Below are 264 nucleotides of genomic sequence, written 5' to 3'. Positions count from 1 at the left end.
CCTTCTTTTTCGTGCGGACAAACGCAATCAATTCGATAATTTCATCCTGGTTAAGCGGCTGTCCGTCAACGGTCAGTGTGCCGAGGCCTTGTGCGGCGTTTGTTAATTCGATGGTCTGGGCAAACGGCTCCGCCTTTTTTTCAGTGCGCCCGAGTAAATCGTCGCACGTCGTGTCAAACAGATCGGCAAGCGTGCCCAGCGCCTCGAATGACGGACGCCGGTATCCTGATTCATACCCGGCGTACGTGCTTTTGGCGATGCCGA

The 264-nt window shown here is 54.9% G+C and carries 1 protein-coding gene; it reads right to left on the bottom strand.

Annotation, left to right across the window (positions count from 1 at the left end; genetic code table 11):
* A partial coding sequence (locus tag R0K30_RS22325; RefSeq protein ID WP_410613071.1) for a helix-turn-helix domain-containing protein occupies window positions 1-264 on the bottom strand: 264 nt, incomplete at both ends.

The organism is Bacillus sp. SIMBA_154, from assembly GCF_046536015.1.
Lineage (GTDB): Bacteria > Bacillota > Bacilli > Bacillales > Bacillaceae > Bacillus > Bacillus pumilus_P.
Note: the sequence above shows the minus strand (reverse complement) of the source record. Positions and strands in the feature narration are given on the sequence as shown.